Origin of the sequence: Pseudomonas sp. TTU2014-080ASC, assembly GCF_001446935.1 — a bacterium.
Lineage (GTDB): Bacteria > Pseudomonadota > Gammaproteobacteria > Pseudomonadales > Pseudomonadaceae > Aquipseudomonas.
In genome coordinates this window covers 157,476-181,032 of sequence record NZ_LKKK01000013.1, presented here as the reverse complement: position 1 = coordinate 181,032, position 23,557 = coordinate 157,476, and the positions used below count along the sequence as shown (strand labels likewise).

20 protein-coding genes and 1 pseudogene are annotated in these 23,557 nt (G+C 53.6%); 10 read left to right on the top strand and 11 right to left on the bottom strand.

Annotated features, from left to right (window positions below):
• Positions 1 to 86: 86 nt before the first annotated feature.
• The 5 genes from AO726_RS17330 to AO726_RS17310 all read left to right on the top strand — a co-directional run bounded on the left by AO726_RS17330 (position 87) and on the right by AO726_RS17310 (position 3,606).
• Positions 87 to 554 carry a hypothetical protein gene (locus tag AO726_RS17330; protein ID WP_152987314.1) on the top strand — a complete coding sequence of 156 codons (468 nt, stop codon included), beginning with the start codon at positions 87 to 89 and terminating at the stop codon, positions 552 to 554.
• 130 nt (positions 555 to 684) lie between these two features.
• The gene (locus AO726_RS17325) at positions 685 to 1,689 is read left to right on the top strand and encodes a YqaJ viral recombinase family nuclease (RefSeq protein ID WP_058069359.1); all 1,005 of its coding nucleotides are present in this window, start codon (positions 685 to 687) and stop codon (positions 1,687 to 1,689) included.
• 88 nt (positions 1,690 to 1,777) lie between these two features.
• Positions 1,778 to 2,674, top strand: coding sequence for a recombination directionality factor (locus tag AO726_RS17320; protein ID WP_058069358.1), 897 nt, complete (start codon positions 1,778 to 1,780; stop codon positions 2,672 to 2,674).
• A gap of 41 nt (positions 2,675 to 2,715) precedes the next feature.
• On the top strand, positions 2,716 to 3,213 hold the full coding sequence (radC, locus tag AO726_RS17315; protein WP_058069357.1) for a RadC family protein: 498 nt from the start codon (positions 2,716 to 2,718) through the stop codon (positions 3,211 to 3,213).
• Positions 3,214 to 3,255: 42 nt separating this feature from the next.
• Complete coding sequence (locus AO726_RS17310) at positions 3,256 to 3,606, top strand: hypothetical protein (RefSeq protein WP_058069356.1); 351 nt, start codon at positions 3,256 to 3,258, stop codon at positions 3,604 to 3,606.
• Here the strand turns inward: AO726_RS17310 and AO726_RS17305 are convergent.
• Positions 3,581 to 3,928, bottom strand: coding sequence for a helix-turn-helix domain-containing protein (locus AO726_RS17305; RefSeq protein WP_033939302.1), 348 nt, complete (start codon positions 3,926 to 3,928; stop codon positions 3,581 to 3,583). The two genes, AO726_RS17310 and AO726_RS17305, sit on opposite strands and share 26 nt — an antisense overlap.
• A gap of 148 nt (positions 3,929 to 4,076) precedes the next feature.
• On the opposite strand from AO726_RS17305, the gene AO726_RS17300 reads away from it, so the two are divergent.
• Positions 4,077 to 4,421: a hypothetical protein gene (locus AO726_RS17300; RefSeq protein ID WP_058069355.1), complete on the top strand. Its 345-nt coding sequence runs from the start codon at positions 4,077 to 4,079 to the stop codon at positions 4,419 to 4,421.
• A gap of 51 nt (positions 4,422 to 4,472) precedes the next feature.
• Positions 4,473 to 5,081, top strand: coding sequence for a hypothetical protein (locus AO726_RS17295; RefSeq protein WP_058069354.1), 609 nt, complete (start codon positions 4,473 to 4,475; stop codon positions 5,079 to 5,081).
• A 101-nt stretch (positions 5,082 to 5,182) separates the two neighbouring features.
• On the opposite strand, the gene AO726_RS17290 is transcribed toward AO726_RS17295, so the two are convergent.
• The 7 genes from AO726_RS17290 to AO726_RS17260 all read right to left on the bottom strand — a co-directional run bounded on the left by AO726_RS17290 (position 5,183) and on the right by AO726_RS17260 (position 15,278).
• A complete protein-coding gene (locus tag AO726_RS17290) occupies positions 5,183 to 5,497 on the bottom strand; it encodes a hypothetical protein (protein ID WP_058069353.1) in 315 nt (104 codons plus the stop codon).
• A 126-nt stretch (positions 5,498 to 5,623) separates the two neighbouring features.
• On the bottom strand, positions 5,624 to 6,808 hold the full coding sequence (locus AO726_RS17285; RefSeq protein ID WP_058069352.1) for a GIY-YIG nuclease family protein: 1,185 nt from the start codon (positions 6,806 to 6,808) through the stop codon (positions 5,624 to 5,626).
• Positions 6,801 to 8,870, bottom strand: coding sequence for a DEAD/DEAH box helicase (locus tag AO726_RS17280; protein WP_058069351.1), 2,070 nt, complete (start codon positions 8,868 to 8,870; stop codon positions 6,801 to 6,803). Before AO726_RS17280 ends, AO726_RS17285 begins: the two co-directional genes overlap by 8 nt.
• A gap of 68 nt (positions 8,871 to 8,938) precedes the next feature.
• Positions 8,939 to 11,701, bottom strand: coding sequence for a class I SAM-dependent DNA methyltransferase (locus tag AO726_RS17275; protein WP_058069350.1), 2,763 nt, complete (start codon positions 11,699 to 11,701; stop codon positions 8,939 to 8,941).
• A 153-nt stretch (positions 11,702 to 11,854) separates the two neighbouring features.
• Positions 11,855 to 13,426 carry a hypothetical protein gene (locus tag AO726_RS17270; RefSeq protein ID WP_058069349.1) on the bottom strand — a complete coding sequence of 524 codons (1,572 nt, stop codon included), beginning with the start codon at positions 13,424 to 13,426 and terminating at the stop codon, positions 11,855 to 11,857.
• Between the two features lie 298 nt (positions 13,427 to 13,724).
• Positions 13,725 to 14,696, bottom strand: coding sequence for an inovirus-type Gp2 protein (locus AO726_RS17265; RefSeq protein ID WP_241492142.1), 972 nt, complete (start codon positions 14,694 to 14,696; stop codon positions 13,725 to 13,727).
• A 354-nt stretch (positions 14,697 to 15,050) separates the two neighbouring features.
• A complete protein-coding gene (locus AO726_RS17260; protein WP_058069348.1) occupies positions 15,051 to 15,278 on the bottom strand; it encodes a helix-turn-helix transcriptional regulator in 228 nt (75 codons plus the stop codon).
• A 460-nt stretch (positions 15,279 to 15,738) separates the two neighbouring features.
• Between AO726_RS17260 and AO726_RS17255 the strand changes: the two genes are divergently transcribed.
• Positions 15,739 to 16,590, top strand: a complete 852-nt coding sequence (locus AO726_RS17255) for a hypothetical protein (RefSeq protein ID WP_058069347.1) — start codon at positions 15,739 to 15,741, stop codon at positions 16,588 to 16,590.
• 919 nt (positions 16,591 to 17,509) lie between these two features.
• On the opposite strand, the pseudogene AO726_RS21040 reads toward AO726_RS17255, so the two are convergent.
• Positions 17,510 to 17,665: pseudogene (locus tag AO726_RS21040) on the bottom strand (tyrosine-type recombinase/integrase); the annotation flags it as partial.
• A gap of 42 nt (positions 17,666 to 17,707) precedes the next feature.
• Complete coding sequence (locus AO726_RS17245) at positions 17,708 to 18,502, bottom strand: helix-turn-helix transcriptional regulator (protein ID WP_058069345.1); 795 nt, start codon at positions 18,500 to 18,502, stop codon at positions 17,708 to 17,710.
• Between the two features lie 193 nt (positions 18,503 to 18,695).
• Between AO726_RS17245 and AO726_RS17240 the strand changes: the two genes are divergently transcribed.
• Together AO726_RS17240 and AO726_RS17235 are read left to right on the top strand one after the other, a co-directional pair.
• The gene (locus AO726_RS17240) at positions 18,696 to 20,060 is read left to right on the top strand and encodes an APC family permease (RefSeq protein WP_058069344.1); all 1,365 of its coding nucleotides are present in this window, start codon (positions 18,696 to 18,698) and stop codon (positions 20,058 to 20,060) included.
• Between the two features lie 9 nt (positions 20,061 to 20,069).
• On the top strand, positions 20,070 to 21,173 hold the full coding sequence (locus AO726_RS17235; RefSeq protein ID WP_058069343.1) for a DmpA family aminopeptidase: 1,104 nt from the start codon (positions 20,070 to 20,072) through the stop codon (positions 21,171 to 21,173).
• Positions 21,174 to 21,227: 54 nt separating this feature from the next.
• On the opposite strand, the gene AO726_RS17230 is transcribed toward AO726_RS17235, so the two are convergent.
• On the bottom strand, positions 21,228 to 23,510 hold the full coding sequence (locus AO726_RS17230) for a heavy metal translocating P-type ATPase (RefSeq protein WP_058069437.1): 2,283 nt from the start codon (positions 23,508 to 23,510) through the stop codon (positions 21,228 to 21,230).
• Positions 23,511 to 23,557: the final 47 nt, after the last annotated feature.

The following is a 23,557-nucleotide window of genomic DNA, read 5'->3' as shown; positions in this document are numbered from 1 at the left end:
GCCTGATCTGATCAACAGATCGGGCCATTTTCGTATGTCCGTACATACTGAGTTACTCAATGAACGCGAACAATAGGAGCACCACCGTGAAATTCCTCGTTCAACTACTGCTTGTGGGTCTGTTCTGGAATGGCCACACCAACGCAGCTCAGCCCGCTAGCGGGTCAAGCGCTGCATGTTTAGATCAATGGGTTACTGCGTATCGTGATGAAGCAGGGCAAGACGCACCAGTGCGCCATGACATGCTTCAAGAATGGAAACAGTGGTGCGCTGAAGGCAAGCAACCTAACGCCTCTACTGCAAACCCCAGCTGCGTTGATTCGTGGGTAAACGCCTATCGCGATGAAGCAGGGCCAGATGCATTGGTTCGTCATGACATGCTAAACGAATGGGAACAGGCTTGTGCACAAGGCCAAACACCCAACGCAGCAGCACCATCATGCGTTGAAAAGTGGATAAATGCCTACCGAGATGAAGCTGGGCAAGACGCTCTCGTTCATCACGAGATGCTGGGCGAGTGGGAACAGTGGTGTGCAGCCGGAAAAACGCCCTAAGTGCTTTCGCCAAGTAAGCAGATCAAGAATCGACTCACCACACAGAACCAGCTCAATCCTATAACCATCCCCATAAAGCCCAGACCGCCTCGTACGGTCTGGGTTTTTTTGTGCCTGAGAGGAACACGCGATGAAAGCTCGCTCACTTACAGCCCCCGTTAGTAAACCCCGGCCTGCCCTGCGTTTAGTCAGCACCAAAGAACTACCCCGTGAAGACTGGCTACAGATCCGCAAACAAGGCATAGGTAGCTCTGATGCCGCTGCTGCTGTTGGGCTTAACCCATACAAGTCTCAACTTGAGCTATGGATGGAAAAAACCGGTCGTGATTCAGGCTTACCCAAAGCCGACCCACATGACGAAGAAAGCCCGATGTACTGGGGTAATGTGCTGGAACCCATTGTGGCCTGGCATTACACCCATCGCACCGGTAACAAGGTCCGGCGCATCAATGCAGTACTTCAGCACCCAGATCCTGAGCTCTCATGGATGTTGGCCAACATTGATCGCGAGGTAATTGGTACAGACGAGGTACAGATCCTCGAATGCAAGACAGCCGGCATAAACGGGGCACGCCTCTGGAAGGAAGGCGTACCCGAATATGTGCAGTTGCAGGTGATGCACCAGCTCGCCGTCACCGGCAAGCAGGCAGCTGATGTCGCTGTGTTGCTCGGTGGTCAGACGCTGGAAATCCATCGTATCGAGCGGGACGAGCAGATGATCGCTCGCCTGATCGAGTTGGAGCGCCGTTTCTGGCAGTACGTCGAAACGGATACCCCACCACCTGCCGATGGCAGTGCCTCGGCTGAGCTGGCGCTGCGTTGCCTGTATCCGCAGGACAATGGCCAGGTCGTCGACTTCAGCGGCAATGCCGGTCTGGCGGCTGCCTTCCTGGAGCTGAAGGCTGTGCGTCAATCGATCTCCGAGAAAGAAAAGCGCGAAGCCGAGCTCAAGCAGATGCTGCAGCAGGCCATGGGTGAATCCACCCGCGCCGAGTTCTCCAGCGGCTACGTGAGCTGGCGCAAAGCCAAGGACAGCACCGTGCTCGATGTCGAGCGCCTGCTTCAGGAAAAGCCTTACCTGCAGGCCCGCTATCCAAAGCTCAAGGAAGGTAGTCGGCGCTTTCTGATCGGCTGATCACCCTCTTCCACTCAATCCCTCCCCTTGGCCAGTCCATGCAGTTCGCGCTGTGTGACTGGCCCTTTTTATTTCAAGGAGCGCCATCATGCTCAAAGGTCTGGCTATCACCCCGCCCGTGCTCGGGCGCATTTCCATCGGCAAGGTCGTCGAGAAAAACGGCAAGCGCCTACCGGAGAAAGACGACCAATTCACCATCACCTCTCAGGTGCAGGGCAAGGACGGTTGGCTACTGCACCCGCTCAATGACGAACTGCGTCAGGGCAAGGACGACAAGCTGCGCAGCATCCCGGTGCGCTTGCTGTTCAACGAACCTGAGCTGAACTTCCGCGCTGATTACACCCTGTTTGATCGGCAGAACGGTCGACCGGTGTGTGTCGGCAACGGTGAAACCTGCAAGCGTGTCGGCAAGGACGGCGCTCAATCACTGCCCTGCCCTTCGCCCGATGCCTGTCCTCTGGCCAAGGGCAACGCCTGCAAGCCCTACGGAAGAATGAACGTGGTGATTGGCGATGAGGATGCTCTGGGCAGCTTCGTGTTTCGCACCACGGGTTTCAACAGCATCCGCACTCTGATAGCCCGATTGCAGTACTTCCGGGCCATATCAGGTGATCGTCTGGCGTGCCTGCCGCTGGAGCTGCGTCTACGTGGCAAATCCACCCGGCAGAGCCATGGCACGCCGATCTTCTACGTCGATCTGACGTTGCGCAACGGCATGACCGTGGAGCAAGCGTTACTTACTGCGCGTGAGTTGGATGAGGCGCGTCAGGCGGCTGGTTTTGATCAAGCCGCACTGGATGCCACGGCGCGTGTCGGTCTGGGCAACGGTATCTTCGAGGATGATGGCGAGGACAGCAGCGCCATTGCTGAAGAGTTCTTTCCGGACGGTCAGCCCGCCAAGTCGAAACCCGATAGCACCGTTCACACCCAGTCACTCGCTGAGAAACTCGAAGCCCAATCCCAGCAACTTGAACCCTCTGCCTAACCACAGGCGAGCCAGCTCGGCTCGCCCACCGGAGACACACCATGAAATTTCACAAGCTCAGAGCCGGTGAAGTCGCCGGCAGTTACCTGGTGGATTCGCCCGTCAGCGAAAACGACATCCTGCGCATGGCCCAACAGTTGGCCACACACCGACTGAGTAAGGGGCGCGCGCTGACTGATCCACACAAAGTCAGAGAGCATCTGCAGGTGTTGCTGCAGGATCTGCCACACGAAGTCTTCGCGGTGTTGCTACTCGACAGCAAACACCGCGTGATCAGTTTTGAGGAGCTGTTTCGCGGCACCCTCGACGCTGCCAGCGTCTATCCGCGTGAAGTGATCAAAACAGTGCTCGCGCAAAACGCCGCTGCCGTGATCCTGGTGCACAACCACCCTTCCGGCGATCCCTCGCCCAGCCAGGCAGATATTCGCCTGACGCAGACACTCAAAAACGCCCTGGCCATGGTCGGCACCACCACGCTGGATCACTTCATCGTGGGGTCAGAAGGCATCGTGTCGCTGGCTGAACAGGGCTTGCTCTAACCACCCTTTGCTGCGGGCACCATCACGCCCCGAGGAGCGATCATGTCCACACGCTGCTTGATCTGTGAATCATCCGCTGTGTTGACCAACGAATCGGTCGGCACGCTGGTCATGTTGGCCAGCGTTATAGGCGGCTTTATGAATGCGACACGGCGACCGTCCGGCCCAGAGGCTGCATCACCTGAAGTGAAGCCGATCAACCTGGAACAGGTGCTGGGATTTGTGACGCAAGGGATTGAACTGGCTCAGCGGCAATGGGCTGAGAACCAGCCCTTTCTGCAAGACGCCCGGCGCTTTCAGTTCATGCAACACGACTGTCTGTGCCTGCGTTGCGGGGCACTGTTCAACCGGGCGCCCGAACCTGAACTCAATCCTGACTCAGGCGTTGGGTGAGACGCTCGATCATCTCCAGCACCAGCTGACGATCTGCTGGTGTGAGCTGGTTGAGCATCTGGCTGATACGCACGGCCTGGTCTTCAGGCCGATGGCTGGCTTGGGTCAGCAGATCCGCAGCCTCACAGCCGAATATCTCAGCGAACTGCATCAGGCGCTCGATGTTCGGCATCACGATGCCACGCTCGATACGCGACACTGCTTCACCACCAATCCCCAACCGCTCGGCGACCTGCTCTTGAGTCAGTTCGCACAGCATGCGCTGCCTGGCAATCGCCAAGCCCACCACTTTGGCCAGGTTCGTTTCTTCAGACTTCGGCATACACCCTCCAGGTCAACCTGAATGGTCGAATGCCATCCTCTTGACATGAAGGGCCTCAAAGGTTGTTATCCAACCCATAGAGTCGACAACCATCCATCTAAGTCGACACTGCAAACCCCTTCATTGCGCAACAAGCGAGACCTTCACCATGACACAACTGACATTCGACGACTTGGCCACCGCCAAGTTGCCTCAACTCATCAGCCGCAAAGAGTCGTTTGAGGTTGTAGGCCTCAGCGGCAAGTTGATCGAAGCCGTTCGACTGGTCGAAAGCAAGATCGAGGTCACCGGACTGACCTGCCGCATTTACACCGTCGGCCGCGTTGGCTTGGCAGCCGGCAGTTTTGCTGGAGGAGTCACGGGGGCATTCGGATTGCTATCGGCGACCAGTATTGCCGTGCACAACCTGCTGACCTTCAACCCCGACTACGAGATCGAGAAGTACCCGGTGCATAACCGGATCGTCGTTCGCTACAAGAAAAAGAAGAAGTAACCCAACCCATACCGAGCGGCCAGCCGCTCACCATACGAAGGGAGTTCGATCATGAACCTGACCACAAACCCCAAACTGATTTTCGGCTTTGCTGCCACGCTGATCACTGCCGTCACAGCGAGCAACATCGCCACGGCCCAGCAGCGTGAGGTGGACTACGTTGTTGGCGAGAACGTCTTTAGCTGCTCAACCACGAAACACAGAAGCATCGGTAGTTACGACTGCCGCCCTGCAGGCGACCGTACGCCACGGATCAAGCGCCTGCCCTTCATCGACACCCAGACCGGCACCAAGACGCTGGAGGAAGTACCCGGTTCGTTGAACGTACTCTGTGACCAATACGGCTGCGCCACGATCTCGAATCAGCCTGGGTTTCCGAAGGGCACTATGGTAGGTAAAGGAGCCAACGGTTACTTCATCATCGAATCGGGTTGGTATCTGGGCTATGACAGCAATGGTCACACCACTGCATACCGTGGAGATGTGGGACCGGACAGAGGCGACGCACCTTACGAGCCTTTGGTAAACATCGCCAAATACGGCACCGACGCCTGCCACGACGACGCCGTCAATGCTATTGAGAGCAAAACAGGCGCACCGCTGGAGGATTACTACATGATCCGTCAGATCCTTGAAGAGTGCGGCCTGCCGATCCAGTGACTGACTTTTGTGCAAACACATGCCTCGTACCTCCGGGTACGAGGCATGACTTATTTTTTGTCCCGATGATGGGCCTTGGTTATCAGCCAATGCCTGATGTATCAGCTATCTGAGTTCCGGATCTTAAACTCAGGGTTCGACTGAACAACTGCGCCTGAGGGCGCACTGACCAGCACAACATCATCTACATAGGCATCACCATCACCGATACTGAAAAGTACATGCCAAGTGAATTTCCCTTGAGATGTAGTCGCAACGAATGTAGCTCGACGAGCTTCATCGTCACCTTTAAAAGCTAGTGCTGATACCTGCGTCGTCTCATCCACGACTTGCTTGATCTGACCGGCGCTGATCGTACTGGTTTGCCCAGCATGCATAATCTCAGCCCCACGGCGGCACTCGATAAAAAATCCCATCTAAAGCACTCCTTCTGTGAGAAGGAGAGACTCTACCAAATCTGATCCCCACAACCAGCCGAGAGGCAACGTCGTTACTTCCAGCATGCTAGCAAGGAACGAATGTTCACGGGACAAATGTTCGGCTCAGCCGGCACTTCGCAACGTTGCCGACTTGGGATCGTAAATAACGCCAGCGATTGAACCGTCGCGAATACGCTCCACAGCCTCGTTGATAACGTGCAGCGGTACCAAAAACCACTCCCGGGGTTTGACCGGATTACCGAAGCGATCAGGGATCGTCAGCTCAATCTGGGCAGGGCTGAACAAGCGGTGGAACAAGTTTTCCATCCGCGTACGATTGATATTGTGCAGCTTGTAGGTGGCGACCACCTCAACATCCGCCAGCAGGTAGGTGGCGTCCTTGTTAGCCCCAGCGATACGCGTTTCCACCTTGCCACCGGTGACGCCGATCTTGTGGATCAGCTCGCGATGCTCGGCCACGAAGGGATGCGTTGAGTGGCTGCGCAGGACGTAAATGGTGCCACTCTCGATGTCGTCGGGCTCCAGTGTTTCGCCAAACAACGGGCCGGCATCCGCATCGGTAATACGACGGCCGGCATCGTCCTTGTAGAGCGCACGCTGCAAGGATCTTCGCAGTAGATTGCTCTCGGTGCCGTTGGAGTAAATCACCCTCAGCCGGGCATCGCTTTCACCATTCGGTGCCTTAATGGTCTCACCGACCTCGGCGACATAAACCGTCTGCCCACCGAGAATGAAGAACTGGCCTTCCTCAATGCTCGCATCCCGGATGAAGGTGCGGGTAACTCGAACGCCCGACTGCAGCTCGCGCTGCACTTGCTCAAACAGCGGCTGGAACCGCTCAAAGTCCTCGCAACGCTCGCGTTGTGCAATCTCCTCGGCCTCACGTTTTTCGGCATTGCTGCGAACATGACGTAGGTTCTGAATATCCGCCCCCTCGTCGTCGTCGGCCAGTTCCGCCAACAGTTCGTCGTCCGTCATGGTGTAGTCGCCTTGTGGCTCCCGCACCTCAAACGCATTCAGTAGGCCCTGATGGTCGAGAGGCATGAGCAGGGTGCGGCATTCTTCCTGCTCGCGCAGACGATCCAAGCGTACGGCATACAGGCGCTCGAAGATGTCTTTATCATCGCCATGGCACGGCGCATGGCCGTGCTCCTCAACAAAGCGCTGAATATCTTCGAAGCCGGCAATGATGCGCTCCTCGCGAGGAGTGCGACCTGTCTTTTTGTCTGACGTGGCGAAATCGGAAAGCTCCGCTTCCAGCTCATCAAGATCAAATTCGTTAGCCATAACGGCCCTCTTTCTTAAAACGCATAAAGGCAGCAGCGCCCTCCGCCATGCTCCGCTCCCAAGGGTCTTGAGCAGTAAGTGAAGGAGCCCGGCCACCATGATCTTTCTTGAACTTCACGGCACGGATGGCTAAGTCTTTGGCTTCCTCTGGCGTCAGGCGGGTGCGCTTAGCACCGATCACCGCAGCGACCTGCTTGAGGCTTTCCTCGCTCATGGTCTTTGCGAGAATGGCGTAGGCTTCGCTAAACGGGTTGATCCGGTCGATCAGGTCGATATCCAGCTCACGCACATCCATCGCGAACTTACGCACGCCATCAATCAGGGCAGTGCTCGGGGCGCTGTTTGCCCCAGTGACGGTGCCTTGCAGGTCATCACCCAACACCAGTTGCTTGGCTTGCTGAGTCAAGTTCAGTGCCGCAATGGCGTGCTGGCGAACGGCCTCCTGATCCTCGGCATCCAGTTCGGGGTACTTGTCGCGGATGATCTTACCCATGCGCAGCTGGGTCAGCTCTTCGGGAACCAGTTCCTCATCGAACAGGCCGCGCTCGATGTTGGTCTTGTCCTGAACGAAGCTGGCAATCACCTCGTTCAGGTCTTCCTGACAGATACGGCTGGCCTCAGGGCTCTTGGGTTCGGCCAGACCTTTGATCTCGATCTGCAGCTGCCCGGTTTCATGGTTGAAACCCACGTTGCACTTGTCAGGCTGATAGCCCGCATCGCCGTAGTCAAAGCCCTCCTGCGGCCCAGAGGTAGGAGTCTTCGGCTTGAACTCAAAACGCGGGGCCAAAACCTGCTCCATCAGTAGGCTGGCAGCAATCGCTTTGAGCGTATCGTTCACGGCCTCGGCCACCACCTTCTCACTGGCATCAGGCTCGGCGATCAGATTGGTAAAACGTGCCCGCACCTTGCCAGGCGCATCACGTGTGGCCCGCCCGATGATCTGAACAATCTCGGTCAAACTGGAGCGGTAGCCCACTGTCAGAGCGTGCTCACACCAAATCCAGTCGAACCCTTCTTTGGCCATGCCTAAGGCGATGATGATATCGACATGATCACGGTTATTTTTTTGCGTTGGGTCTTTCAATGCTGCCGAGACTTTGTCGCGTTTAACAGGGTCGTCATCGACTAGATCAGCAATACGCAGCACACGCCCATTAGCGATCTTCACCAGTTGGAAACCCGTTACCGGATCAGCCCCCTGCCACTCACCCAGCGCCTCAATGATGTGCTCCACCTCACGGATCTTATCCTTGGTGCTCTCACGGGAATTTACGTTGGGAATATGGAGGATGGTTTTTTCGTTTGGATCAAGCACCTTAAGCAGATCATCGGCATAGGCCCCCGAATAGAAGTAGTAACCGATATCTAGGTTCTTAAGATGCTCATAGCCATTGAGCTGTTCGTAGTAGGTATAAGTCACCGTATCGAAGCGGGCCTCATCCGCAGGGGACAACACCGCCTCAGCATCACCACGGAAGTAGGAGCCGGTCATCGCGACAATGTGCACCTTGTCGCGAGCAATCAACTGCCCAAGCTGCGCCCCCAACCGGTTCTCAGGGTTGGCAGAGACATGGTGAAATTCATCCACAGCGATCAAACGATCATCGAAGGCCTCAATACCAAACTTTTCTACGGCAAAACGGAACGTCGCATGGGTGCAGACTAGGACTTGATCTGTGCTCGACAAAAACGCACCTACCGCATTGACCTTGCCACCATCATCAGTGCCGGGGGCATCACATAGATTCCAACGCGGCTCCACATGCCAGTCAGCCCAAAACCCATAGCGGCTCAATGGCTCATCATGAAAGCTCGAACCAATAGACTTTTCAGGCACAACAATAAGCGCCTGCTTGATGTTTTGATGCGCCAGCTTGTCTAAAGCAATAAACATCAAGGCCCGACTTTTACCCGAAGCAGGTGGCGACTTAATCAGCAGGTACTGCTCACCACGACGCTCATAGGCACGCTCCTGCATCGGGCGCATGCCCAGCTCATTAGCCTTGCTTGAGCGGCCGTTCTGAGCATAAGAGACGGAAACAGAGGGAACAGTTTTAACCATGACTAAGCATCCGTTTAGGGCTTCATGCCCATGTAATTTGATTTTCGAGCAACTGAATTTTGGTGGATTTACCGTTTGCCCTTGGCTGACTTCTGTTTAGCCGTCATCTCGGTGTACAGCTCAAAGAGTTTTTCGAGGCGCTCTGTGTCGTTTTTAAAACGGCGACCAATGTAGATGCGCTCAAGCACTTCGTCATTACGCTCATGGGCGGCACGAAGGTTGGCCGGCATTTTCTCTGGGTCGTAGAGTTCAGCAATGGTGGCAGGGAAGTGCGCTTCGCGGGCAAGAAGAATATCTTCAGCACAACGCGTAAGATCAGCTTTGTTCTTTTCGGTTAGAGTAGGGACTGGAAAAGTATTCCACCCCAGGGTGTTGGAATAGCGAAAATCGGTCTTCATCTTTCCACAAATCGTGGCTATCCAAACCAAGTGTGAACGTGACATAACTAGCGCTAAATTCCAGAGCGGCGCGTCATAAAGGGCAAAAGCCTCACTAGTGACGCGTTCATTCCCGTCGAGAATCCCAGCAGGAAGGAATGGCCGAGCTTCAGAAGATGTGCGAGGCATGGCGATGGTATGAAATCTACCAAAGTACATTTCTCGAAACTGATGAGCCCTATTAGCCATTTCATTGGCACCTTTGTCGCGGCTTTCTTGCCGCATCGCTCGCACGCCTTCAATTCGCTGTCTGATTGATAAGATTTTCTGAGCCTCAGGTAAATGCGCATCTTCAATCCAAAGGCAGTAGCGTGCTAGCCCTCTAATAAACTCAGCTGAACCGTATATTCGTCGAATAAACCGCCCATGCTCCTCAGTTGTCAAACCTAGACTCGAAACCTCATCACGAGAAAGTAATAAATGGCCACCATCGACTGGCTTGTTGCCGAAACTCATTTCAGCCTGGCCACTCAACGGAAGTGAAGACTTATTCACTATTACACCAGGACCGGCTACCAAATAAGCATTGATGTGCTCACATTGCCGCTCGTTTAGCTGCCCGATATCACCAATCGAGAATAGGCGGCGCACAGCGCTAGGAGTGGTCGTAATTCCAATGATGACAACCATTACCCCTGCGTTATTAGAAGCTAGGTTGGTCCATTTGAAGCTGGTATGAGCAAAACAAATTTGACAACCGGTGGAGAAAACTTCCGGCCACAAAATCGGTACTTGCTGCCCCTGACAAATGGAATTGGTTGATACAAACGCAGCTGCTGCATTGGCATTACGACAATAGTCAGCCGCTTTGAGGAACCAACCAGCAACATAATCCAAGGATTTCCAGTTCTTTAATCGATGATCAAAGAGCTTCCTGAGATCATCCTTTTGCTCATCACTTTGCCAAGTACTTCCTAGATAAGGCGGGTTACCGCAGATGTACGTTTCTCCCCCTTCGTTTTCGAAGTCAATCTGCGCTTGAGTTAGTGGACTCTGAAAGAGGTCATCTGCTGCAAACTTAACCCCAGTACCAGAGGGTGGACAGGTACTGAGCCAATCCACCTGCAATGCATTTGCACAGGTAATCCAGTTCTGACTACTGAGAGGTAGAAACTCCAGCAGTGCTTCCTTTTGCCCCCGATAGAGGACATCGCACTGATACTCTGCAATGATTAGCGCCAGCCGTGCAATTTCCGCTGAAAAGTCCCGTAGTTCGATACCCCTAAAATTGGTTAGGGGTATATCGCTCTTACGGCCTGGCTCGCCACGGCGCTCATTAATTGTGCTTTCAATCTCACGCAGCTGTTTGTAAGCGATAACCAAGAAGTTACCTGAGCCGCATGCCGGATCGAATACACGAATACGGGCTAGGCGCTTACGCAAATTGAGCAAAGTACGTGGGTTATCGCCTGCCTCCTCAAGTTTGGCGCGCAGCTCATCCAGAAACAGCGGGTTAAGCACCTTAAGGATGTTAGGCACGCTGGTGTAGTGCATCCCTAAAGCACCACGTTCTTCATCATCAGCCACAGCCTGAATCATTGAGCCAAAGATATCTGGATTGATTTGCTTCCAATCCAGCGCGCCAATATGCAACAGGTAACTGCGAGCTATTTTGGAAAAGCGCGGTACATCCGGCTCGCCGGAAAACAGACCACCGTTGACGTACGGGAAAACATCCGCCCAGCGCGGCAGATTTGCCGAAGCTCGCTGAGCAATAGGCGTGTTCATGGCGCGGAAGATCTCGCCCATCACCTCGTGCAGGTTACTGGCATCACGCTCACTCATTTGTGCGAGCGTGTCGGTGAATAGGCCGGTGCCGTTGAAAATATCGGTGTCTTCAGCAAAAAAGCAAAAGATCAGCCGCGCCATAAAATGGTTCATCTCATGGCGGCGTTCGGCGGTTCCCCAGTCTGGATTGTCCTTGAGCAGCTCTACATAGAGCCGATTTAGGCGGCTGGTAGCGCGGATATCAAAGGAGTTCTCCCGGATCTGCTTAACGGTGGAGATACCGGCCAACGGCAAGAAGAAGCCAAAGTGGTCAGGAAATTGCTCATAGGCACAAGCAACTGTTTCCCCACTTTCGAGCTCTTCCGCTTCTAGGGTTTCACCATCGGTCGCCAGCACAAACTTGGCTTTAGCTCGCGCAGTCGCAGGACTGGCCTTGAGGGCTGCTAATGTCTCGCTGACCTGACCCGGCTCACACACTGCCAGATGGATGTTGTTGGTTTGCAGTACACCGCCAAGGTCAGACTTATTGGTAGCCCCCGTGCGTAAGCGCTTAAGCGTTGTCTCTTTGTTGCCAAAGGCTTGCAGAAACGCATAAGGGAACTCAGCACAGTCAAAAGGCTGGCTGGCAAGGTCTGTAATGGCTTGTTCAATCTCAACGGCGTTCATGTGGGGCTATTCCGGTCACTGCTGCCAAAGCAGCAAAGAAGCGAGCCCAAAGGCCCGCCATCCATGCAAAGTGACCCGATAATAAAGCAAGCCTAGATCAATGTAGAGAACCGTCCTCTAGCCATCCACGATTTGAGCCGGAAGTCGCAGTCACTACATCTGATGGTCGTAACGAGCCATTTTTAGCATGTAGTAGACGTAGTCCAGCTTTTCTTCCGTGGGCTCATCATCACGCAACCAGCGGATCTTAATGTCCAGGTACTGCGCCCACTCAATGCCCTTCTTAAAGGCTCGCCGATTATCATTTTTTGCAGCAACCTCGACATACTGATTCACCAAGTCGTATTGGCTTTTACCGGCTCGGTACTTGGCATTTTCAAAGGCCTGCTCGAGGTAGGGCATAGCTGCCTCGAACTCTTCTCTGCGGTAGTGGCACACCCCGCGCAGCCAAGGCTCCATCCAACATAGCTGCTCACCAAATCCATGGGCAGCTACTGCAGAGGCGTACTCATCGATCTGTTCCATTTGGGTTGTTGGATCTTTTTTCAGATCAAAACCTCGATACAACAGCCCAGCAAATTCATCAGGAATGACAAAGGCAGACTGTCGCTCAAGCAGGTCTAAATTAAGACCCACCGCAAAAAGACCGTACTTACTTTTAAGGGCAGCTACTACCTCATGGCGCAAAGGCATCCCAGGCCTTGCCTCTTGAAGACGACGCACAGTGTCTGCAACAGATGCCAATTTGCCGCCAAAAAAATTCCAGTAGCTGTAACAAGCATTGCCCCATACAAACTCAGCAGATTCGGGTGTTTCCTGCCGCAGCATTACTGGCTCCATCTCGGCCTTGAATTCGTTAACCTCTTCAGTGATCCACAATGTGTAGTCAGTTAACTGCTGGCAAACATCCGCCAAATACTGATGGCCATATATCTCTGTAATTCTTTTTGAGAGGTAAGTCGAAACCCTTGCGACCAGAAGAGCGACTAGCACGCTGATCTGCATAACCTCAGGCAGCACCTGTCCATGCTCTGCTTGGGCGGCAAAAGAGTCTTTAAAGTTTTTAAACAGCACAGGAAGCGCAGGAAGGCTTCTACCTTGTGCCCATCTCGTGGCGCTATCAAGGCGCTGCTGGCACTGGAAATTTTCGCTATGCGAACTTTTACCTGGGTAATGAAACTGCGTCTGCGAAAGGTTGCTCTCCCTGTAGGCCCAACGCATTACCTTTTCCAATGGCATCTCCACGCCACCGTCTTCATTAAAGGTAGGCAGGTACCAAAACATCTCACTCGGCATTTTTAAGGCTGAGTATGGAAGCCGACTCTCAAGCAAGCTCCGCTGGATAGAGATCACAAGTAAAGGCACTGCTCTCAAAGAGACAAAATGCCTGATCGTGTCTAACTTGCTGAGGTAGGTGCCCTCCTCACGAAGGATTCCATTGTAACCCTCAAGCAGATCGTTAAAGGTTTCCCCTACAGCTCCCATTATTTCTGGGCTAGGTATATAGGCCGTTAATGTGTAGCTGAGGATCTTGATTGCTTCCCCTAGATTAGAAAGCAGCCCGCCTTCCTCTTTTGCCAATCTGGACAGTTGCTTTTGTATCGCTTTTTTCTGCGATTCATCCAAATCGTCAGCGCAGGCTTCCTTACGCGGTAGAACCCCAAATGCGTCGTAGGCCAGCTTGACCAGCTGGCCTAAAGTGGCAAAACAATAGTCCTTACTCATTTCAAATCCTTAACACCCCCGGCCTTTTCTGGCCGGGGGCACGCACTCCTAGCGTTGATTAGGGTTAAGCTGCTTACCTCGATTACCGTGCACATGCGCGTTTGTTGGGTTTGTGCCCGACGTGCCACGGTTATTGTTCAACGCATCTGAGCGATGATTGTGCTGCTGGCGCTGTTGATTGCTGGTTGGCTTGGACATGACTTTCTCCTACTGGGTTTAAGAAATTCGTACCCTACCCAACCCGTCCAATCCGGTATCTATGCATTTTGGCGACGAACTTTTACCAACCGTCCCTGCATTAGAATCGTCCAATCCTAAGCGCTTTTGCCCGTGCCGGCTTTAAGCGCAGATGCTGCCCATTCTTGACCAGATACCTAGCTACCTTCTGCAAAACCTCCCGAGCGCACCTATCAGAACGCTCTAGCCGCCCAATCCCGCAATCCTCAGCAAAGCCTTCTTTATCAAAGTTGCTGCTGTGGCTGCGCCCTTGGCGTTGGGTGATGTCTTGCCACAGTTGACCTAGCTGCTGCGCCTTAAAGACATCCCGGCATACCTGATTGCCGTTAAATAGGTACAAAGCGTGTATGTGATAGCCACTGCCATCAGCCCTATCACCTTGCTCTACGGCGTAGATGTAGCCGATTAGGTGATCAAAGATTGGGTTACGTCGATGCTCACTGATTAGCAGGTCTAGGTCTTCAAACACATGCTCTATCCGTAAGCGGCCTTGAGCTTCGGTTTTGTAGTGGTAATCCATCCGTACAACCGTAGTGCGTGAATAGCGATCGGTAATGGCGTTGACGTATTCAGCAGCCCTTAGCGCTTGCTTACGCGCCAGCGAGCGCCTTTCGATTGCAGTGCGCTTATAGCGACGCTTATTCACTACACGCCTGATCTGATCGACCAGCAGGTTCATGCTGCTGTGATGATCTAGGTAAGCTGTACCAGCATCGTTTAAGCAAACCGGGCCATCAGCGCCTGATTCCAAACCAATATCATGGCAAGCGTCCCTAAACGCCTCTAAGTGCTCACTAAAGCTGTAGTCAGCATCAGCCATCACCAAATCCACCATTTGCTGAATGTGCTTGAAATAGCGTGATAGCCGCGTGGATGCGATACTTTGGGTTCTACCCTTGATACGAAAGGCTGGGCTATCGCATCCGCAGATAGCCTCAACCAAGGATTCAACCTGTAAGGCCACATCAGACTGGTTTAAGTAAGTCGTGCTTAGAAATGTTGTCATGATCAGTGCTCGGTTATGTGTACGCATACCAAGCAGCTGTTATGTATTTTTTTAATCTGAGGCTGTAGACGCAGTAGGTGTGCCCTACTGCTGTAACCTGATCACGATATTTTGCCAGGATACAGAGGGGTATCCTGTTAGCCATTTACCTTGTGTATTGGATTGATTGATAGGTGTTAGCTATTAGCTATTAGCTATATCAATAGATGCAGCATCAAGCGAACTGACATGGCTTTGTAAACTAAGGCAATGCGGAGCATCATTGCCTTAACTCATAAAGGGTTTAACAGTCACAGCGCATAACAGAGTTAGGCCACCAGCTCATCTTCATCAAGCGGCATAAAACGCCATGCCCTTAGATACGGCATGGCGTTCTTTGTGTCAGCTGACCTCTTTTAATAGCGCATTACAGGCTGCAGCTCCCAAAGCCTGATCTCGCTCAGCAATCCTCGCCAAGACCCATTCTTGGACTTCGCTTTCGACCCACGCACAAGCTCGCTCCCCCAGGGATACCGATTGTGGAAAGGTCTTTTCAGAAATGTATTTGTAAATGCTGGACCGCGAAAGACCGGTCAAGTTGATGACTTCAGGTAAACGAATTAGGCGCATGAGCTGGCTCCTCTGTATGGCTCAGAGGATTGGTGGGATATGTAAAAAAATATGAAAAAACAGCCACTCTTGCCTAGCCAGCACGAAGCACTTTCCCCCGCCAGCTGCTTCTTACGAAAAGGCCTCGTCACCTTTCCAATAAAGGATTGCGGCTCTCCCACCTGGACACCAAAAGTTAATTTGTCAGCCCTCACTGCACCCAAAATGAATGCAAAAAAACGTCCACTCAGATTCGAAGCACAAGAGCTCATGGCTTAATACTTTCAATACAAATACGCCACGAACCACATAAAACCGCTTAACACCCAGTAAAACTGGGAAATTTTGGATATATTTAGGTAATAGAATCATTCTAGAATGCTTATAGATCAGCAATAGATGTTACATATAACTATACTAGAACATATCTAGAATCGACGATAAACGGCACCCTGCTAATCACATAAAAGAATATAAACAAATGGGAATAACATTTTCTGACATAACAAAAAACACAGATAAGTTGAGTGAGTTGCTCAATGAGCCGCATCAAAACAACCGCCATGACATCTGGTTGTGGCTGCACCTCAACTACGACCATGATGCCAAGCTGCCTTACGAAAGCTGCAACAGCGAAACTATGCGTAGTGAGATCGCTTGGTTTTTAAAGCCAGAAAGATCTTTAATTGACTCAATTCCTTCAGAAAGAGCCCGTCTCTTATTGCCAGAGATCTATCTGCACTGGATTGGCTACGATGCACGCCAGCATGAGTGGCTACGCCCCAAGATTCGGAAGATGACGGGGCGTCATTTATCCAGACGCTTAGTACATCTCACTGGCAGAGATCGACTAATCGCAATGATTGATCATTGGGATAAGGATGTTGCAGATAAAGCAAACGAGGTCGAAGAACTACGTGATGACTGGCTCAGACATATATCCAAAGACAGCGAGTTCGAGTGGTTTGCCGACAAAAAAGAGAGCACTAAACGGTGCGTTTGTGCCTGGGAATGGCTTGAGAGGAATTACCTGAGGCCACGTTCATTACAGACTCCTATCAGCAACTACCAAGAGCTGCTGATCTTCTTCGACCATGAAGATATAAGCCGCAGCGAACGGGCGGTCATGATTCGAGAAATCAAGAGGCGATGGAACCGCAAGCAATTCGATGAGCGCACTGCCGACAAAAAACAAGTCAATGTGATGCTTTCGAAATCAGTTATCACCCAGCTGGATGAGCTAGCGAAGAAGCACGGCCTGAAGCGAGCTCAAATCATTGAGCGCCTAGTGAAGATGGAGGCAGACGCTGGCGTTTACCTCAGTGATAAATGATTACCATCTCCCGCAGAGATCATGGGATCGCCACAAGGAAAGCAATCGCATTCTGAGGTCAAATCCAGTCGACCGGTATTCCAAAAAGTATTCCAATGAAATTCTTAACCGATAATTTCCCTTTATTTTCATACAGATAATGAATCGTTTCAGATTACCCCGGCCCACCAAATCAAAACAGCCTAAACCCTTGATTATCCTAGAGATATTCAAGGGTTTTTGCTTTCCAGGGTCAGCAACTGTCCCAAAAGTGTCACAGTAGCGCTATCACAATGCTAGATTGCTCTAATCCAACGGATCAGCAATTGGGTACTCACCATGTATCTAGCACGTAGCTCTGACGGAAGACGCATACCCTCTACCAAAGAAGAAAAAGGCTACTGCCAATTGACAGCCAGGCAGGGTGAAATTAACGAGTGGCATTGGAGCCATAAACCCAAACGCGCCTGCAGTTACAATAAGGCTACAAGTTCCTGGCAATATCGCTGGCTTAGCTATTTACATGAGGGGGGCGAATGGGAAGTTGAAGTGGATGAACAAGGGCTTCACTTTGACGCCATTCACCGGAAGAAGCGCTTAGCAATAATGCTTGCACCAAAACTAGATCTTATTCTGCTCAATAGCTTCATAAATGAATCCGCCCGTAGGGCCTATAAGTCTGTCATCCTGTTCAGCGCAAAGGCCTTAGAAAAGTTCAAACTTGAAGACCAACTGCTCGTTCACCAAAGAAAACAGGACGAGACTTGGACATTTTTCTCCAACCACGCCTCAAAATACCAAGACCGCACCGCCTCCATCTGGATGGATCTCGATCAAGATGCAGAGCCAAACTTCTGCCTAACCTCCGGTGTCTACAACCTGTTTTCTTCACCTAAACGCTACAATGCAATCGGTATAAACCCCAAACCGAAACCACGATTCAGCAAGCGCTTATCCATTGCGCCCCACTTAACGGACTCAGCCTCACCGCCTCCACTAAGTGATCAGGAGCTAAGTGCGCATAGCGCATGGTCATTGCAAGACTTGAGTGACCGAGAATTTTTTGCAGAGTGAGGATGTTACCGCCCTTCTGCATAAGAGGTAATGGGCACCTGGGAAGAGCTTTTTGTTCTTCTTTTTACGGGTTTTCCGGATCATGCCCCAACGACTGGATAAACAACGAGAACAATTCGGACTGTGACGATATATCCAGCTTTGCGTACAGGTGCCGCCGGTGAACCTTGATCGTATCCGGCGAAATATTCAGCCGCTCTGCCATCGCTTTGGATGAAAACCCTCGCAGCACCAGCCGGGCCACTTCAAGTTCCCGTTCTGATAACACACCACTGCCAAAGTGGCTCAGGGCATCTCTAATCTGGCTGGCGATTGAATCTTGGTTCGGTGCAGGCTGCGTACTCTGCTGCCAATGATGCTGCATTAGTGGCAGCACCCACGATGACATCAGTGTCATCAGGCCAATTTCTTCTGGGCTGAATATTCGCTGCATGCCCAGTGACAGCGACAGGGTTCCGCTGCCCGGTAGCTGCAATATGAACTGGGCTTCGTCTTCCAGCACATTGTCGTGAAAGTAGTTCAGGTAGTAATCACTTTGCCGGAAGTGATCCGGCGCTACTTCTTCAAGGCGATACACCCCGCTGGCACAGCCCTCCCGGCATATCTGGAAGAACGGATCAAGCAGGTACAAGCCGTTGAGGTACACCAGCATTGAGGCCGGCTCACTGCTGGGTTGTGCATCGTACTCTTCCAGCGCCAGCGGGGCCCCGTCCTGCGGGTAGAAGATGGCAAGGGCGTTATCGAACGGCAGGCACTGCTGCAACAGCAGGATCAACTGCCTCCAAAAACTCTCAGCACCTAACTGCGAAACCGTCCGGCCTAAACCAGCGTGCATGCCAACTTCCCTGAACAGGCTCATGAATGGTGCTCCCTCTGTGCATCACCGTACTAGGTTTGTTTTTTAAAGCGCCAACCGTCAAGTGGAGTACCCCAAAGGGGGAATTGGCCGCCCCGAGCACAACTCATAGATTCGGAACAGCGAGAAAAAATACTCGCCCTGCTCCCCCCATTCGTTCCTGCCTCACCTCAAAAACAATTACGAGGATAGCGACATGACCGAGTCATCTGCGCCTGATGGCGCGTTAAAACCGACCCTGAGTGTTTTTGACGTTGTTGCCATTACTGTATCGGCAGTCACCCCCGCCAGCTCCGTGTTCGTCATCGCCCCATTTGCTATCCAGCAAGCCGGTAGCGGCGTTTTCCTGGCCTTTGTCATTGCTGCGGCTCTGGCCCTGATGTTTGCCCTCTGCTACGCCGAACTGGGGCGAGCCCATAACAGTGCGGGCGGTGAGTATGTTTACGCTAAGCGTGTGTTCGGTGGCGCAGCGGGCTACGTAACCTTTCTGACAGTGCTGGTCATGCTGCTGTTCATCCCACCTGTCTTGGCTACGGGAGCAGCAACCTATCTCAATAACGCCCTTGGCACCGGCTTCGACTCGCAAACCGTGGCATTGGTTATCGTCATTTGCAGCTACGCGCTAGGGGTGCTCAACATCAAACTCAATGCCTGGATAACCGGTACCTGCTTGCTGTTGGAAGTAGCCGCTTTGCTGGTGATTGTGTTCGTTGGCTTTGGTAATCCGGTACAGCCCGTCAGTGTTCTGCTTCAACCTCAAATTGTTGATAACGGCGTCTTACAACTAGCGCCATGGGCCTTGGTTTTCGGCGCGGTGGGCGTGGGCTTGTTCTCATACAATGGCTATGGTTCGGCTGTGTTTCTGGCAGAAGACATGAAGTGTGGCGGCAAGGGCATTCATAAGGCCGTGCTGTGGTCGCTGGGCCTGGTCGTACTGATCGAGCTGGTGCCCATTACCGCGCTGCTGATCGGTGCCCCTTCCCTCGCCGACATGATCAGCAGCCCCGATCCGATTGGCTATCTGCTGACCAGCCACAGTAACGAAACCATGTCACGGTTGGTCAGTGCGGGTATCTTCCTGTCGGTGTTCAACGCCATCGTCGCCATCGTTATTCAGATCAGTCGGGTGGTGTTCAGCAGCGGCCGCGATGAGCTGTGGACGCCCTCCATGAACAAGCTGTTCACCCGCATCCATCCGCGTTGGGACTCGCCGTGGCTGGCCACTCTGTTTCTGGCAATTCCGTCAGCATTGCTGAGCTTTAACTCGAACCTGGCCGACCTGACGTCGTTCAGCGTGCTGCTGATCATTCTGGTCTACCTGATCGTGGCACTGAGTGCTCTGATGAGCCGCGTTCTGCTGCGTGACCGCAGCCATCCCTATCAGATGCCACTCTGGCCAATACCCGCAGCACTGGCGCTGCTGGGCTCCGCCTATTTGCTGCTGAATTTGCTTCTTGAAGCATCAGCCCGGGACATCTTGATCATCATCGGAGTGCTGGCTCTGTCGGTCATCTTCTATTACACCAGCGGCCGGTATAGCCCGGCGTATCAGAAACTGTAAGAGGTGGTTATGCGCGCACGTCAGTTGGGCATCACATCAGGGCTGGGGACTCCCGGCGAATTTAACGCCATTACCGACGTTCCCGGCGTGAGGGTTGGCCACAGCACGATCAAAGCAGAGATCAATGGCAAACAGGTTCGCACCGGTGTCAGTGTCATCCAGCCACGGCCTGATGATGCCCGGCAACAACCCTGCTTTGCCGGGTATCACGTGCTCAACGGCAATGGCGATGCCACCGGCCTTGAGTGGATCAGTGAGGCGGGCCTACTGACCACACCACTGGCAATCACCAACACACACAGCGTTGGCATCGTGCGAGACACGCTGATTGCCCTTGAGCGGGAAAAACTGATGGACTCCGCGGTGTACTGGTGCATGCCGGTGGTGATGGAAACCTACGACGGCTTGCTTAACGACATTTGGGGGCAACACGTCGGCCCGCAACATGTGCGCGAAGCGCTCGATGCTGCAACACCAGGGCCGGTTGCCGAAGGCGCGGTTGGCGGCGGCACCGGGATGATTTGCCACGAGTTTAAAGGTGGCATTGGCACTGCCTCACGCAGATTGCCGGCAGAACACGGCGGCTGGACCGTTGGGGTGCTGGTTCAGGCCAACCATGGCAAGCGCCAGGAACTGCGGGTTGATGGTTATCCGGTGGGTCGTTTTCTGCTGGAGATTCCCTCGCCGTTTGATGATCAGGGCACGCCAGGCATGGGCTCAATTGTGGTGATTATCGCCACCGACGCCCCTCTTCTGCCCCATCAGTGCAAACGCTTGGCGCAGCGCGCCTCCATCGGTATCGCCCGCACGGGAGGCGGCACTGAAGACTCCAGCGGAGACATATTTCTCGCCTTCTCGACGGGTAACCGGGACCTTCCTCCTGCGGATTACGGACGCAAGAACCTGCCGTTCACAACGCCACTAAACATGGTGAATAACGACCACATATCTCACTTGTTCAGCGCTGCGGCGGAGGCGGTTGAAGAGGCAATCATCAACGTACTTGTGGCCGGAGAAGATATGTACACCGAACGAGGTGTTCTGGTGCCGGCACTGCATCAGCAAACGCTGCTGGACGCTTTAAAGCAGTCAGGCTGGAACCCTAGCTGCTAATAACCAGGATAAGGGCCTCCCGTTGCCCATTGCGTGAACAACGGGGGCCTCAAATCAACTGCGCAACAACCTCAACCCGTTAAACACCACCAGCAAACTAACGCCCATATCCGCAAACACTGCCATCCACATAGTCGCGTCACCAGTCAGGGTCAGGCCGAGGAAGATGGCTTTCACCCCCAGCGCCAGAACGATGTTCTGCTTAAGCACGCTAGCGGTTTTGCGGGATAAGCGCACAAAGGCCGGAATCTTGCGCAGGTCATCATTCATTAGCGCCACATCTGCCGTTTCAATGGCAGTGTCGGTACCAGCCGCACCCATGGCAAAACCAATCTGTGCCTTGGCCAATGCAGGCGCGTCGTTGATACCGTCGCCGACCATACCAACGACTTGCCCTTTGCTTTGGCTTTCGTTGACCCACGCCAACTTGTCTTCTGGCAGCAAATCACCACGGGCGTCGTCCACACCTACCTGAACGGCGATGGCGGCCGCAGTGTGTACGTTATCGCCAGTGAGCATGGTGGTGCGAACACCCAGCTCATGCAGCTCGGCGATGGCCTGGCGGCTGGTATCGCGCACAGTGTCAGCGACAGCCAGTAGCATCAGCGGGCGCTGCGGATCACACAGGGCCACCACACTCTTACCCTGACGCTCCAGTTCGCCGATCGTAGCTTCCAGCTCCGGCGTGCACAGGCCCAACTCCTCGACCAGCCGATGGTTACCCATATACAGCTGGACGCCATCGATAACGCCTTTGGTGCCGCGCCCCGCCAGCGCCTCAAAGCTATTCACCTCGAGTAACGCCACCGCATTGTTTTCAGCATGCTTGGCCAAGGCCCTCGATACCGGGTGATCCGAGCGCGCAGCCAGACTCGCAGCCCAGCAGCCATGCAGCGCTTCACTGTCTGGAACCAGGCTGATTGCATCTGTTTGCACCGGCTTTCCGTGGGTGATGGTGCCGGTTTTATCCAGCGCCAGCGCACTCAGATGACGGCCATTCTCCAGATAGACACCGCCCTTGATCAAAATGCCCTTTCGAGCTGCAGCAGCCAGACCACCGACAATCGTTACCGGTGTTGAGATCACCAGCGCACACGGGCAGGCCACCACCAGCAGCACCAGCGCCCGGTAGATCCAGTCAAACCAGACCCCGCCCATAAACAGAGGTGGAACTATCGCAACCAACAGCGCGAAAAGGAAAGCCGCCGGGGTGTAGATACGTGAGAACTGGTCAACAAAACGCTGCGTCGGAGCTTTCGAGCCTTGTGCTTCCTCTACCGCATGGATAATCCGCGCCAGCGTGGTATCACGAGCCACAGCCAGCACACGAAAAGACAGCGCACCAGCTTCGTTAATGGTCCCGGCAAAAACCTGATCGCCCTGACGCTTTTCCACCGGCAGGCTTTCGCCAGTAATCGGAGCTTGATTGACGGTTGAGGTCCCCTCCACCACTTCGCCATCCAAGCCAATCCGTTCGCCAGGCCTCACGCGCACCACACTGCCTACGGCAATGCTCTGTACATCCACTTCCTGCCAGCTGCCGTCAGCCTGATGAACGGTGGCTTTGGCCGGAGTCAGGTCCATCAGGCCGCGAATGGCATTACGCGCGCGGTCCAGCGAGCGCGCTTCAATCAGCTCGGCAATGGTGAACAAGACCATCACCATCGCAGCTTCCGGCCACTGTCCGATCAGCACCGCTCCGGTCACAGCAATGCTCATTAAGGCATTGATATTGAGGTTACGGTTCTTCAGCGCAATCCAGCCTTTTTTATAGGTGGTCAGGCCGCATAGAAGAATGGCTGCAACAGCGAAAACGGCCGAAAGCCATTCAGGGCTGATCGACGCAAACTCGACTACTTCGGAGGCAATCGCCGCCACACCAGCAGCAATAAGTGGCCACAGTGACTTGCGTGGCGGTTCGACAACAGTCTCGCTGCTGAGCTGGCCTTCTTCCTCAACCACCCCAGACAAACCCAATCCGCTTAAGGTGGAAAGGACCTCTGGCAGCGCATCACGGCTATGGCTGACCGTCAAAATGCGCTCAAGCAAATTGAACTGCATCGCGCTAATGCCCGAGACCTTTGCCAGCGCATCGCGAATCAGACGTTCTTCGGTCGGGCAGTCCATCTGCTCAATGCGTATGCGGCTGCTGAAATCTGCATCCAACGGCAAGGCCTGCATGCCCAGCCTGGCGATGGCTTCGGTGATCGGCGCAGTATCAGAGAGGGTATGATTGACGCTCAGCTCACGCTGCACAAGGTTGAACTGCAGTGCGTTAATCCCGTCAATGTCTGCCAGCTTGTTCTGAATAAGTGTCTGCTCGGTCGGGCAATCCATCGCCTCAATCCGGAAACGGCTTACATTCCCGTCAGAGACGTGGCTCT

Coding starts and splice junctions, on each gene's coding strand:
- AO726_RS17325 (WP_058069359.1), top strand. CDS start 685: ATGAAAGCTCGCTCACTTACAGCCCCCGTTAGTAAACCCCGGCCTGCC.
- AO726_RS17320 (WP_058069358.1), top strand. CDS start 1,778: ATGCTCAAAGGTCTGGCTATCACCCCGCCCGTGCTCGGGCGCATTTCC.
- radC (WP_058069357.1), top strand. CDS start 2,716: ATGAAATTTCACAAGCTCAGAGCCGGTGAAGTCGCCGGCAGTTACCTG.
- AO726_RS17310 (WP_058069356.1), top strand. CDS start 3,256: ATGTCCACACGCTGCTTGATCTGTGAATCATCCGCTGTGTTGACCAAC.
- AO726_RS17305 (WP_033939302.1), bottom strand. CDS start 3,928: ATGCCGAAGTCTGAAGAAACGAACCTGGCCAAAGTGGTGGGCTTGGCG.
- AO726_RS17300 (WP_058069355.1), top strand. CDS start 4,077: ATGACACAACTGACATTCGACGACTTGGCCACCGCCAAGTTGCCTCAA.
- AO726_RS17295 (WP_058069354.1), top strand. CDS start 4,473: ATGAACCTGACCACAAACCCCAAACTGATTTTCGGCTTTGCTGCCACG.
- AO726_RS17290 (WP_058069353.1), bottom strand. CDS start 5,497: ATGGGATTTTTTATCGAGTGCCGCCGTGGGGCTGAGATTATGCATGCT.
- AO726_RS17285 (WP_058069352.1), bottom strand. CDS start 6,808: ATGGCTAACGAATTTGATCTTGATGAGCTGGAAGCGGAGCTTTCCGAT.
- AO726_RS17280 (WP_058069351.1), bottom strand. CDS start 8,870: ATGGTTAAAACTGTTCCCTCTGTTTCCGTCTCTTATGCTCAGAACGGC.
- AO726_RS17275 (WP_058069350.1), bottom strand. CDS start 11,701: ATGAACGCCGTTGAGATTGAACAAGCCATTACAGACCTTGCCAGCCAG.
- AO726_RS17270 (WP_058069349.1), bottom strand. CDS start 13,426: ATGAGTAAGGACTATTGTTTTGCCACTTTAGGCCAGCTGGTCAAGCTG.
- AO726_RS17265 (WP_241492142.1), bottom strand. CDS start 14,696: ATGCGTACACATAACCGAGCACTGATCATGACAACATTTCTAAGCACG.
- AO726_RS17260 (WP_058069348.1), bottom strand. CDS start 15,278: ATGCGCCTAATTCGTTTACCTGAAGTCATCAACTTGACCGGTCTTTCG.
- AO726_RS17255 (WP_058069347.1), top strand. CDS start 15,739: ATGGGAATAACATTTTCTGACATAACAAAAAACACAGATAAGTTGAGT.
- AO726_RS17245 (WP_058069345.1), bottom strand. CDS start 18,502: ATGAGCCTGTTCAGGGAAGTTGGCATGCACGCTGGTTTAGGCCGGACG.
- AO726_RS17240 (WP_058069344.1), top strand. CDS start 18,696: ATGACCGAGTCATCTGCGCCTGATGGCGCGTTAAAACCGACCCTGAGT.
- AO726_RS17235 (WP_058069343.1), top strand. CDS start 20,070: ATGCGCGCACGTCAGTTGGGCATCACATCAGGGCTGGGGACTCCCGGC.
- AO726_RS17230 (WP_058069437.1), bottom strand. CDS start 23,510: ATGGATTGCCCGACCGAGCAGACACTTATTCAGAACAAGCTGGCAGAC.